We start from the raw sequence: 11,885 nt of genomic DNA, 5'->3' as shown, positions 1-11,885 counted from the left end.
ATATCACCTGTCGCTGGGGTTCAGCTCAGGCGCAAGCACGGGAAAGCGTTCCCAGATCGGTTCCACACCGCCTGGTAACCACAGCTTGCGACCCAGTTCTATCCACGGACAGGGTTGGTGAAAATCAGATCCCTGCGACGCTGCCAGCTGATGTTCGCGGGCATACGTTGCCAGCTGGCTGCGTTCGTTTGGTGCCTGCTGGCATTGCGCCACTTCCATTGCATCGCCACCTGCATCCGTGAAATGGGCGATCAGTCGTCTCAGCCATTTGCCGGAAAGACCGTAACGTCCGGGGTGTGCCAGCACGGCAAAGCCACCAGAATCATGAATTGCATCAATGGCTTGTTTAATTGTACACCATTGCGGGGGCACATAACCGGTTTTCCCACGCGCCAGGTAGTTCTTAAACACCTGGGCAAGGTTATCCGCTTTCCCGATTTCAACCAGATAGCGGGCAAAATGGCCGCGCGTGATCACCCCACCCTGTGCCAGACGCTGCGCTCCGTCCAGCGCACCGGGAATTCGCGCGCGCTCCAGCCGTTCGGCGATCAGCAGCGCCCGTTGCTCACGGCAGTGATGTTGCTGCGCCAGGAATTGGGTCAGTACCGGATGCTGGCAGTCGACATACAATCCGACAATATGGATTTCATGGTTTTCCCATAACGTTGAGGCTTCCAGTCCGGCGACCACTTTCAGCGGCAAGTTGTGCTGCGCTACCGTTTGTTGCGCTTCCGCCACCCCGGCAACGGTATCGTGATCGGTAATGGCGAGCACGCCGACGCGCATCTCCACTGCGCGCTGCACCAGCGCCGCAGGAGTCAGCACGCCGTCAGAAGCCAGCGTATGACTGTGTAAATCGTAAAGGGGAAAACGGGGGATGTCCGACAAGGATAGCTCCAGCAACTGCATAAACCGGCAGGCATGATACCGATTTTGCCCTTAACTGAAAAAGGGTATTGACTTTTTTCAGCCGAACCAGTTAACTAGTACACAAGTTCACACGTAACGGGTATTTAATCATGGCTGTTGTTCACACGCATTCAAATGGTTGGTGGCGCGATGTTCCCGAACACGGGCGACGTCGTCGTGCACAACTTGCGTAAACGCTGTGCAGATACCTGAGCCCGCCACCGAGCGGGCTTTTTTTTGAGCTAAATTCAGAGAATTCATCATGCCAAATGCGAAACCTACATTGAAGTTGATTACCGGCACCGCGCCCTATCGCGAAGATCCGGCCGCAGTGTTTCATCAATTATGCGGCGCACGTCCGGCAACCCTGCTGCTTGAATCCGCCGATATCGACAGCAAACGTAACCTGAAAAGCCTGTTAATTGTGGATAGCGCCCTGCGTATCAGCGCTACCGGCAATGTGGTCACTGTTCAGGCGCTGTCTGAGAATGGCCGCTCATTGCTGGCGCTGCTGGATGAAGCATTACCGCAGGCGGTGCAGATTGCTGTACGTCCCGATGGCCGTGAGCTGCACTTCCCGCAACCCCAGGATTTACAGGATGAAGATTCGCGCCTGAAAGCGTTGTCGGTGTTTGATGCGTTACGTCTGATTCCGCAACTGGTGCAAAGCCCGGAGGAAGAGCGCGAAGCGATGTTCCTCGGTGGATTATTCGCCTATGACCTGGTGGCCGGTTTTGAAGAGTTACCTGAGCTTCGCAATGATCAGCGCTGCCCGGATTACTGCTTCTACCTGGCAGAAACCTTGCTGGTGATTGACCATCAGACGCGCAGTGCGCGCCTACAGGCCAGCCTGTTCTGCCCTTCCACCAGCGAGTTCCAGCGTCTGCAAAGCCGTGTTGAACAGTTGCGTGGACAGATGACGCAGCCCGCACCCGCCCTGCCGGTGCAAACCGTAGAACATATGGTCCTCAGCACCAACCAAAGCGATGAGGTCTATTGCAACGTGGTGAGCCAGATGCAGGAAGCCATTCGCATTGGTGAGATCTTCCAGGTGGTGCCATCGCGTCGTTTCTCGTTGCCTTGCCCGTCACCGCTGGCGGCCTATGACACGCTGAAAAACAGCAACCCCAGCCCGTATATGTTCTTTATGCAGGACCAGGATTTCGCGCTGTTCGGCGCCTCGCCGGAAAGCTCGCTGAAATACGATGCCACCAGTCGTCAGATTGAAATCTACCCAATCGCCGGTACACGGCCGCGTGGCCGTCATGCCGATGGCTCGCTGGATCGCGATCTGGACAGCCGTATCGAGCTGGAAATGCGTACCGACCATAAAGAGCTGGCTGAACATCTGATGCTGGTCGATCTGGCGCGTAACGATCTGGCACGCATCTGTGTGCCGGGCAGCCGCTATGTCGCCGATCTGACCAGCGTTGACCGCTACACCTATGTGATGCATCTGGTTTCCCGCGTGGTGGGTACGTTACGTCATGACCTGGATGTTCTGCATGCCTATCGTGCGGTGATGAACATGGGCACCCTGAGCGGCGCGCCTAAAGTACGTGCCATGCAACTGATTGCCAACGCCGAAGGCACCCGTCGCGGCAGCTATGGCGGTGCGGTCGGTTACTTCACTGCGCACGGCGACCTTGACACCTGTATCGTCATTCGTTCTGCCTGGGTGGAAGATGGCGTCGCCACGGTACAAGCCGGTGCCGGTATCGTGTTGGATTCTCAGCCCCAGGCGGAAGCCGATGAAAGCCGTAATAAAGCCCGCGCGGTGCTGCGCGCGATTGCCACCGCCCATCACTGCAAGGAGATTTTCTGATGGCCGATATCCTGCTGCTCGATAATATCGACTCCTTTACTTACAACCTCGTTGATCAGCTGCGGACCTTCGGCCACAACGTGGTGATCTACCGTAATAACCTGCCAGCGGAGCTGTTGGTTGAACGCTTACAGCAGATGGAAAACCCGGTGCTGATGCTGTCTCCCGGACCGGGCGCGCCGAAAGATGCCGGTTGTATGCCGGAACTGTTGCGCACCCTGCGTGGCCGTCTGCCGATTATCGGTATCTGCCTCGGCCATCAGGCGATTGTTGAAGCCTATGGCGGCCAGGTAGGTCAGGCCGGTGAGATTCTGCATGGTAAGGCTTCCTCCATTACCCATGACGGGATTGGCATGTTTGCCGGTCTGAGCAATCCCCTGCCCGTCGCGCGCTATCACTCACTGGTGGGGAGCAATACCCCAGCCGAGCTGACGGTGAACGCCAGCTACAACGGCATGGTGATGGCGGTACGTCACGATGCCGATCGCGTATGCGGCTTCCAGTTCCATCCTGAATCAATTCTGACCACCCAGGGCGCACGTTTGTTAGAGCAGACGCTGGCCTGGGCGCTGGCGAAGTAATAGGGAGATAATGATGCAAGCTATTCTGGAAAAACTTTATCAGGCCCAGACGCTGACTCAGGCAGAAAGCCATCAGCTGTTTAGCGCCATTATTACCGGCCAACTGGAACCGACCCAACTGGCGGCTGCGCTGATTGCCATGAAAGTGCGTGGCGAGCGCCCGGAAGAGATCGCTGGTGCTGCGTCAGCGCTGCTGGAAGATGCCAAACCCTTCCCGCGCCCGGATTACACCTTTGCCGATATCGTTGGCACCGGTGGTGACGGCAGCAACAGCATTAATATCTCCACCGCCAGCGCCTTTGTTGCGGCGACCTGTGGCCTGAAAGTCGCCAAGCATGGCAACCGCAGCGTATCGAGCAAATCCGGTTCGTCCGACCTGCTGGCGGCGTTTGGCATCAATCTGGACATGCCGCCAGAGCAAGCGCGCCAGGCGCTGGATGATCTGAACGTCTGTTTCCTGTTCGCGCCGCAATATCACAGCGGTTTCCGTCACGCGATGCCGGTACGTCAGCAGCTGAAAACCCGCACCCTGTTCAACGTACTCGGTCCGTTGATTAACCCGGCGCGTCCACCGCTGGCGGTGATCGGCGTGTACAGCCCGGAGCTGGTGCTGCCGATTGCCCAGACGTTGAAAGTGCTCGGCTACCAGCGCGCCGCCGTGGTGCACGGTGGCGGAATGGACGAAGTGGCGTTGCATAGCCCAACCCAGGTGGCGGAGCTGCGTGACGGCGAAATTACCGGCTATCAGCTGACGCCAGAAGACTTTGGTTTCCGCTTCCACGACAAAGAAGCGCTGGCGGGCGGTACACCGGAAGAAAACCGTGACATTCTGACGCGTTTACTCCAGGGTAAAGGCCAGCAAGCGCACGAGGAAGCCGTTGCGGTGAACGTGGCGATGTTGCTGAAAGTATTTGGTAATGAAGATTTGCGTGACAACGCACAACGCGCCATCACCGCCATTCGCAGCGGTCAGGCCTATGAACGCGTTGTCGCACTGGCAGCGAGAGGATGAGATGAGCATTAAGGGAACCGTGTTAGAAAAAATTGTGCTGGATAAAGCCGTCTGGGTCGAGGCGCGTAAAGCGCAGCAGCCGCTGACCACTTTCCAGAACAGCCTGCAACCGGCCGAACGCCATTTTTACGATGCGCTGCGCGGTACACGAACTGCCTTTATTCTGGAATGCAAAAAGGCGTCACCGTCGAAGGGACTGATTCGTGAGGACTTTGATCCCGCGACCATCGCCGGTATTTATCGGAACTATGCCTCCGCCGTTTCCGTATTGACCGATGAAAAATACTTCCAGGGCAACTTCGAGTTTCTGCCCATCGTCAGTGCAGCGATCACGCAGCCGGTGCTGTGCAAAGATTTTATCATCGACCCTTATCAGATCTACCTGGCGCGTCATTACCAGGCCGATGCCATTCTGCTGATGCTGTCGGTGTTAGATGACGAGCAGTACCGCCAACTGGCCGCGGTGGCCCACAGCCTGAAAATGGGTGTGCTGACCGAGGTTAGCAACGAAGAAGAGCTGGAACGCGCCATCGCGCTGGAAGCCAAAGTGGTCGGCATCAATAACCGCGACCTGCGCGACCTGTCGATTGACCTGAATCGTACACGCCAGCTTGCCCCACGCCTCAGCCACGGCGTAACGGTGATTAGCGAGTCCGGCATTCATAACTATGCGCAGATCCGTGAACTCAGCCATTTTGCCAATGGTTTCCTGATTGGTTCGGCGCTGATGGAAGAAGATGACCTCAACGCAGGCGTGCGTCGCGTATTGCTGGGTGACAACAAGGTGTGTGGCCTGACCCGTGCGGAAGATGCGCGCAGCGCCCATGAGGCCGGTGCCATTTATGGTGGGGTGATTTTTGCCGCAGGCTCGCCACGTCAGGTGAGTACGCAACAGGCGCAGGCGGTGATCGCCGCTGCACCGTTGAAATACGTTGGCGTGTTTCGCAATCAAGGCATAAGTGACATTGTCACGCAAGTCACTGCGCTCAACCTGTTCGCCGTCCAGTTGCATGGCGATGAAAACCCGGCATTTGTTGCCGAACTGCGTCAGGCATTGCCGGAAACCGTGCAGATCTGGAAAGCGCTGAGTATCAAAGATGCGCTCCCTGCGCGCGACTGGCCGCATGTTGACCGCTATGTATTTGATAATGGTCAGGGCGGTACCGGCCAGCGTTTTGACTGGTCACTGTTGCAGGGACAGGATCTCAGCAATGTGCTGCTGGCGGGCGGATTAAGCGCCGACAACTGTGTCGAAGCGGCACAACTGGGTTGCGCCGGTCTGGACTTCAATTCTGGTGTGGAATCGTCGCCGGGCATTAAAGATGCCAGCAAAATTGCCGCAGTGTTCCGCACCTTACGCGCCTATTAATTTCTCTTGCCCGCCGGGAGCGGGCTGGATAAGGAAGATGAGAAGATGACGTTACTGAATCCCTATTTTGGCGAGTTTGGCGGGCAATATGTGCCGCAAATCCTGATGCCCGCTCTGCGTCAGCTGGAAGCGGCATTTGTCGAAGCCCAGCGCGATCCGGATTTTCAGGCCGAATTTACTGACCTGCTGAAAAACTATGCCGGTCGCCCCACGGCGCTGACGCTGTGCCGCAACCTGACCAAAGGCACCAAAACCCGCCTGTATCTGAAGCGTGAAGATTTGCTGCACGGCGGCGCGCACAAAACTAACCAGGTGCTTGGTCAGGCATTGCTGGCAAAGCGCATGGGCAAAAATGAAATCATCGCGGAAACCGGTGCGGGTCAGCACGGCGTCGCCTCTGCCCTGGCCTGTGCGCTGCTGGGTATGAAGTGCCGCATTTATATGGGCGCGAAAGACGTGGAGCGCCAGTCACCTAATGTGTTCCGTATGCGCCTGATGGGTGCAGAGGTGATTCCGGTGCACAGCGGCTCCGCCACGCTGAAAGATGCCTGTAACGAGGCGTTGCGTGACTGGTCCGGCAGCTATGAAACCGCACACTACATGCTCGGCACCGCGGCAGGTCCACACCCCTTCCCGACCATTGTGCGCGAGTTCCAGCGTATGATTGGCGAAGAGACTAAAGCACAGATTCTGGAAAAAGAAGGTCGCTTACCGGATGCGGTTCTGGCTTGTGTCGGCGGTGGCTCGAACGCCATCGGTATGTTCGCTGACTTTATCGATGAAACCAGCGTTGGCCTGATCGGCGTTGAACCGGCAGGTCACGGTATCGAAACCGGTGAGCATGGCGCACCGCTCAAGCATGGTCGTGTAGGCATCTACTTCGGCATGAAAGCGCCGATGATGCAGACCGAAGAAGGCCAGATTGAGGAGTCGTACTCTATCTCGGCGGGTCTTGATTTCCCGTCGGTGGGACCACAACACGCCCATCTCAACAGCATTGGTCGTGCTGAATATGTGTCGATCACCGACGACGAAGCACTGGACGCCTTTAAGCAACTCTCCCGTTCCGAGGGGATTATCCCGGCACTGGAGTCTTCACACGCCCTCGCCCATGCGTTGAAGATGATCCGTGAAAACCCGGAAAAAGAGCAGTTGCTGGTGGTTAACCTGTCTGGCCGCGGCGATAAAGACATTTTTACCGTTCACGATATTTTGAAAGCGAAGGGAGAGATCTGATGGAACGTTACAATCAGCTGTTTAAACGTCTGTCGGCGAACAAAGAAGGTGCGTTCGTTCCTTTCGTCACGCTGGGCGATCCGTCGCCAGAGATGTCGCTGAAAATTATTGATGCGCTGGTCGCGGGCGGTGCCGATGCGTTGGAATTAGGCATTCCGTTCTCCGATCCGCTGGCCGATGGTCCGACCATCCAGAACGCCACTTTGCGCGCTTTTGCCGCCGGAACCACCACCGCACAATGCTTTGAAATTTTGGCAGCCGTACGCCAGAAATACCCTGAGCTGCCAATTGGCTTGTTGATGTACGCCAACCTGGTGTTCAGCAAAGGGATCGATAACTTCTACGCCCAGTGCGCAGCCGTTGGGGTCGATTCCGTCCTGGTGGCCGATGTGCCGGTGGAAGAATCCGCCCCGTTCCGTCAGGCGGCAATGCGCCATAATGTGGCACCGATCTTTATCTGCCCGCCGAATGCCGATGATGACCTGCTGCGTGAAATTGCTTCGCATGGCCGTGGTTATACTTACCTGCTGTCACGCGCCGGAGTGACCGGTTCTGAAAACCGTGCCCATGTGCCGTTGCAGCACCTGATCGACAAATTGCGTGAATACCATGCTGCTCCACCGTTGCAGGGTTTTGGTATCTCTGAACCGGGTCAGGTGAAAGAAGCCGTCAGCGCCGGTGCTGCCGGTGCCATTTCTGGTTCTGCTATTGTGAAGATTATTGAACGTAATCAACATCAACCAGAGACGTTGCTGAGCGAACTGCAAGCCTTTGTCAGCAATCTGAAGGCCGCAACCCGTTAATCGCCCCGCCTTATCTGCCGCACGGCGGATAAGGCGTTCTCCCTACTCCAGTTGAAAGGTTTGCTCATCACCAGAGCCATCCGGATAAACCAGCCTGAGAGTGAGATTATCTTCGCTGATACGCCAGGTGATCTTCTCATCGTCCGGACCGATGCGCCAACGTGCATCACTGTCGGGATTATCCGCCATCCAAATCACCCGATCCTCCTGTAAACGACAACGAATCGCCCAGCGCGAATGATCCGACGGGCGCAGATAATGCACCCAGGCAACGCCCTGTTCATCGACTTTATCCAGTTGCATGATGCGGAAATTACGCCCGAAGCTAATGGCGGCGGTCGCCTTACAGATGGTGCCCAGGTGCGGATTAATCAGCCGGGATTCCGCCTGCGCGCGTGGCACCGGCAATGTCTGGCTGGCAAAAAGTTGTAACCAGGAAAGATAGCCAACGGTGGCGATAATCAGGATAAGGGTTTTTTTCATTGTTTGATCCCTGAAGGCAGCTGCTGAGGTGTTCACAGCGTAACCGATTGCCAAATAAAGCAATGGGATCAATAAGTGGCAAAAAACGCCATATTCCGTGTTTTTTCCACCCGGTCATTTGACCATTCCCAACCGCCACACCACACTTTAATCGCACCGTCACATCGCGGTGAAACATCATGTATGACAAGGAGATAACCGATGAAATTGTTCAAAGTCGTTGCAGGATTGGTGATGGCTGCGGTGATGGCGCTGGCACTCAGCGCATGTGCACCTACGTCAACGCAGGAAGGAACCGGGGGTTACATCGATGACACGGTGATTACCACCAAGGTGAAAACAGAGTTGTTGAAAGATGACTCGCTGAAATCCACGGAAATCAATGTGGAAACTTTCAAAGGGCGCGTACAGTTGAGTGGATTCGTCAGTTCACCGCAAATGGCGAACCGTGCCGTGGCGGTGACACGCACCGTCGCCGGTGTTAAATCTGTCGTAAATAATATGCAAATCAAATAAGTTATCGGGCGACTATCTGGTCGCCCGATTTTATTGCACTACATCTTAAAATTATCAGGACATTTCTAAATCAACCCGTCTTCTTTCTCATCCTTTGATTATTTTATCCCGTCTGTGTCGTTTTTATAATTCACACGAAAAAGGTGATAACCACCGTTTCTTGTTAATCACACAGCAAATGAATAATCAAAAGGATATTCCCTGATGAAACTTAAACATCGGACGTTGCTATCTTTAGTAATTGGTAGCATCTGTGCTGGCTCCGTACCCAGTGTATTTGGTCATGGTGGCTTAGTTGAGCCACCAGCACGTCAATATTATTGCAACCAAAACCAGAATCTTGATGTCTGCAAAAAAGCCTCCGCAGAAAGCAATGATGGTGGTCAATCGATTTATACCTGGCAAGAGTTGACAGGTTTTGTTGGTGGTAATCACAGCGCAGAACAAGCCAGAAAAGAGATCCCCAGCACCCTCATTTGCTCAGGTACCGATAAAGGGAGAGGATTCAGTTCACCGCGCGCCGAATGGCACACCACGCTGATCAAGCCAGACAGCAACGGTAAGGTCAAAATGCGTTATGGCTATACGCAACCTCATGACCCTTCATGGATTGAATTCTATATCAGTAAAAAAGGGTACAATCCGGCAGAGAAAGCCCTGGGCTGGGACGATGTGGAATTACTGGATACCGTTGTTTCTTCCAAAGCAACTCAAAAAAGACCAGGAGACGTTCCGGGCGCTTACTCCAGCTACGAAGATTTTAATATCACCATTCCGGCAGACCGTACCGGCCGTGCCGTGATTTTTTCACGCTGGCAGCGTAATGACCCCGCTGGTGAAGGCTTTTACAACTGTAGTGATGTGATAATCGATCAGCCTGGAAGTGGTGAATTACCGACTGAACCCGAGAATCCGGGTGGTGAGGATGGCGGTCAAACTACCGATTGGTTTGAATACAGTAAATTTGCCCACGAGCATAAACCGGTAGCCGGTGAGTATGTTCACTTCCGTTTGATGGGTGGCACTAAAGGTACCAACCTGGTTGATATTAAAAAAGAGATTACTGCTGCTAACGTTAATGATAAATGGATTGCTGAGCTGGCAACTGAAATTAACACCAACCATTCCAATTTTGTTCTGATCGGTAAGCAAAGCACCAGCGGCAGTATTTCATTTGACCCAACCGATCTTCGTAATAACGGTATCTTCTTACAAGATAATATGCAGTCAGTTGTTATGACTGTTGAAAAAGCAACGAATGCACCGGTTGCGGTGGCAGGGACCAACTTTACCGTTGAGAGCAATAAAGAATCCCGTAATTATCCACTGGATGGCTCTGCCAGTAAGAATGCGGATAGCTATAAGTGGACGATTGTCTCGGGTCACGATATCGGCGCAATGCAAACCCTGGACAATGGAGCATGGGTGCAGAGCGTCAGCACAGCGAAAGCCCGTGCGCTGATCAAACCTGGCACAACCGGTAAGGTTACCTACCGCCTGACAGTGAAAAAAGGTGATAAAACCGATAGCAGTGATATCACTGTGACGGTAAAAGCGACAGAAACCAAACCGATCGCCAATCTGGAAATTCAGGGTAACGACACCATTTCAACAGGAAACCTGCGTGCAACCCTGAGTGCGGCCAATTCAATCTTACCGGGTAATGCTTCACTCGATACCGCTAAGTTTGAGTGGTCGGTGCTGAACAACGCGAATAAGATTGTGTTCAAACATCGCCACGGTCAGATTGCGACTCTCGATTATCCGGCCTCAGTAGTAATGGAAGATTTCGATGTTGACGTTCAGGTAAAAATTACCGACCCCAACACTGGCCTTTCTTCAACTGCCACCCAGACGGTTAAAGTTCGCCGTTAATCACCTGTCACACGCCTTGTAATTATCAAGGCGTGTTGATTATCTCATCGCCTCCTGTTTCGTCAGGAGGCGAATGCTCAGGAAGTCGTATATGACAAGGACAATTAAGGTTCTTTGCCTTGTGCCTTCAGCTCTGCTGCTATGCTCGCTGTTTTCTCAGGCAGTACAATCTGCCCCTCTGCCACTGGTATGGGGAATAAAAGAGCAAAGACTGACGGTGACGAATAACGGTAAAGTGCCGATCCAACTCGACAAAGATATCAAACTGCTGCCGGATGATGCGCTTGTGGCGTTGAATGAAACCACAGTACTTCCGGGACAAACCGTCATCGTCTACGGTGCCTGTCCACACCATCTGCCGCTGCAAAAAGAGGTGATGTTTACGCCAATGACAGCCGATGGACAGCAGGAAGCATCGCAAACGTTGCCGCTTACCCACTGATATTCAGATCAGGTCGCCATATATGGCGACCTGGAGCTGTCATCCCATCGCCAATCAGAAACGATAACCAACACCAAAGAAGAACACCCAGGGATCGATACGGGTATCAATATTCTGTTGTTGTCCATTCGCTTTAAATTTTACGGTGGTATCGATATCCATGTACCACAGTGAAGCATTCAGCATCCAGTCGCGGTTGATTTGATAATCTACGCCCACCTGACCCGCCGCTCCCCAGGAATCTTTCACGCTAAGGTCGGTCAGACCCGCATCACGACCGGTCTGGTTGAATTTGGCATCATAAAATGTGGTGTAGTTTATACCCACACCCACATAGGGACGGAATTGGCTTTTACTGTCGAAGAAATAATATTGCGCCATCAAGGTGGGTGGCAGCTGGCGTACTGTTGCCAGATTACCCGTTGGTCCCAGACCAACCTTATGACGGAATGGCGTCGCAGCCAACAACTCGACACCGATGTTATCGGTGGCCATATAGGTAAAAGTCAGACCCAGTTGGGTATCATTACTAACGTTAAAACCGCCCATACCCAGCACATTGTCAGAGCCTTCGGTCGGACGTACTGTCGCGCTACCCGCACGCATAAAGAAGTCACCCGCCTCATGGGCCAGTGCCAATTGTGGGATCGCCAGTGCCACCAGCAGCGCGCATTTTGCCAGTTTCATATTCACTCCTTTGCCAGAATTGTTGATGTTATTGATCAGCGTTGGTGGCAAAGATCTAACGCTTTTTCAGGCAAAATGCATGTGAATCAATTCAAATAAATCACTTATAAAACAATGAATTGATTCAGATCAATTTTGGCCTTACAC

The 11,885-nt window shown here is 53.8% G+C and carries 10 protein-coding genes, 1 pseudogene and 1 other annotated feature; of the genes and pseudogenes, 8 read left to right on the top strand and 3 right to left on the bottom strand.

The genetic code is table 11. The features are described from left to right. Positions 1 to 3: 3 nt before the first annotated feature. Positions 4 to 909, bottom strand: coding sequence for an RNase RNM (locus tag L579_RS04475; protein WP_021183085.1), 906 nt, complete (start codon positions 907 to 909; stop codon positions 4 to 6). Between the two features lie 134 nt (positions 910 to 1,043). Further along, positions 1,044 to 1,148 (top strand) — a sequence feature (Trp leader region). A gap of 23 nt (positions 1,149 to 1,171) precedes the next feature. Between L579_RS04475 and L579_RS04470 the strand changes: the two genes are divergently transcribed. The 5 genes and pseudogenes from L579_RS04470 to trpA all read left to right on the top strand — a co-directional run bounded on the left by L579_RS04470 (position 1,172) and on the right by trpA (position 7,735). After that, positions 1,172 to 2,734: an anthranilate synthase component 1 gene (locus L579_RS04470; RefSeq protein ID WP_021183084.1), complete on the top strand. Its 1,563-nt coding sequence runs from the start codon at positions 1,172 to 1,174 to the stop codon at positions 2,732 to 2,734. Next, a pseudogene (gene trpD, locus L579_RS24130) lies at positions 2,734 to 4,327 on the top strand (bifunctional anthranilate synthase glutamate amidotransferase component TrpG/anthranilate phosphoribosyltransferase TrpD). Before L579_RS04470 ends, trpD begins: the two are co-directional and overlap by 1 nt. Before the next feature lies 1 nt (position 4,328). Further along, entirely contained in the window at positions 4,329 to 5,696 is a 1,368-nt protein-coding gene (trpCF, locus tag L579_RS04455) for a bifunctional indole-3-glycerol-phosphate synthase TrpC/phosphoribosylanthranilate isomerase TrpF (protein ID WP_021183083.1), read from the top strand. 45 nt (positions 5,697 to 5,741) lie between these two features. Then, the gene (gene trpB / locus L579_RS04450; RefSeq protein WP_021183082.1) at positions 5,742 to 6,932 is read left to right on the top strand and encodes a tryptophan synthase subunit beta; all 1,191 of its coding nucleotides are present in this window, start codon (positions 5,742 to 5,744) and stop codon (positions 6,930 to 6,932) included. Further along, entirely contained in the window at positions 6,932 to 7,735 is an 804-nt protein-coding gene (trpA, locus tag L579_RS04445; protein WP_021183081.1) for a tryptophan synthase subunit alpha, read from the top strand. Before trpB ends, trpA begins: the two co-directional genes overlap by 1 nt. A 42-nt stretch (positions 7,736 to 7,777) precedes the next feature. On the opposite strand, the gene L579_RS04440 is transcribed toward trpA, so the two are convergent. Next, positions 7,778 to 8,218 (bottom strand): hypothetical protein, encoded by a 441-nt coding sequence (locus tag L579_RS04440; RefSeq protein ID WP_021183080.1) that lies wholly within the window; start codon positions 8,216 to 8,218, stop codon positions 7,778 to 7,780. Positions 8,219 to 8,419: 201 nt separating this feature from the next. Between L579_RS04440 and L579_RS04435 the strand changes: the two genes are divergently transcribed. The 3 genes from L579_RS04435 (at position 8,420) to L579_RS23700 (ending at position 11,051) form a co-directional block, all read left to right on the top strand. After that, entirely contained in the window at positions 8,420 to 8,734 is a 315-nt protein-coding gene (locus L579_RS04435; RefSeq protein WP_021183079.1) for a BON domain-containing protein, read from the top strand. Between the two features lie 204 nt (positions 8,735 to 8,938). After that, positions 8,939 to 10,609, top strand: coding sequence for a lytic polysaccharide monooxygenase (locus tag L579_RS22995; RefSeq protein WP_021183078.1), 1,671 nt, complete (start codon positions 8,939 to 8,941; stop codon positions 10,607 to 10,609). Between the two features lie 91 nt (positions 10,610 to 10,700). Next, positions 10,701 to 11,051 carry a hypothetical protein gene (locus L579_RS23700; protein WP_152521865.1) on the top strand — a complete coding sequence of 117 codons (351 nt, stop codon included), beginning with the start codon at positions 10,701 to 10,703 and terminating at the stop codon, positions 11,049 to 11,051. A 54-nt stretch (positions 11,052 to 11,105) separates the two neighbouring features. Here L579_RS23700 and ompW read toward each other — a convergent pair whose 3' ends face one another. Beyond that, positions 11,106 to 11,738: an outer membrane protein OmpW gene (ompW, locus tag L579_RS04420; protein ID WP_021183076.1), complete on the bottom strand. Its 633-nt coding sequence runs from the start codon at positions 11,736 to 11,738 to the stop codon at positions 11,106 to 11,108. Positions 11,739 to 11,885 lie beyond the last annotated feature (147 nt).

The sequence above is a fragment of the Pantoea sp. AS-PWVM4 genome, from assembly GCF_000468095.1.
In the GTDB taxonomy this organism is placed as follows: Bacteria; Pseudomonadota; Gammaproteobacteria; order Enterobacterales; family Enterobacteriaceae; genus Pantoea; species Pantoea phytobeneficialis.
Note: the sequence above shows the minus strand (reverse complement) of the source record. Positions and strands in the feature narration are given on the sequence as shown.